The organism is Ensifer sp. ENS08 (assembly GCF_014852195.1).
GTDB lineage: Bacteria > Pseudomonadota > Alphaproteobacteria > Rhizobiales > Rhizobiaceae > Ensifer > Ensifer adhaerens.
In genome coordinates this window covers 1-370 of the sequence record NZ_JACVBF010000068.1, presented here as the reverse complement: position 1 = coordinate 370, position 370 = coordinate 1, and the positions used below count along the sequence as shown (strand labels likewise).

Here is a 370-nt window from a genome sequence, read left to right as displayed (position 1 = left end):
TCGGCGAATACGGCTCGGTGATCTTCATCGCCGGCAACCTGCCTTATGTCTCGGAGATCGCGCCGCTGCTGATCGTCATCCGGCTCGAAGAGTTCAACTATGCGGCTGCGACAGCGATTGCCGCGGTGATGCTGGCGATCTCGTTTGCCATGCTGCTCCTCATCAACTCGATCCAGGCCTGGAGCCGGCGGAGATATGTCTATGTCGCATGACCTGACCGCCGCCTCAGCACCCAGTCCCGGCCTCAGTCCGGCTTCCGGCCCTCGCGCCGCCCTGCCGGAACTGGCCGCCGCCACCTCCGAAAGCCGCTTTGCCCGACTGACGCTGACGATCACGGCGCTCGCCTTCGTCGCACTGTTTTTGCTTTTGC

General features: G+C 63.5%; 1 pseudogene. It reads left to right on the top strand.

Going from position 1 to position 370, the window contains the following annotated elements:
* Positions 1–212, top strand: a pseudogene (locus tag IB272_RS34540) (molybdate ABC transporter permease subunit); the annotation flags it as partial.
* Positions 213–370 lie beyond the last annotated feature (158 nt).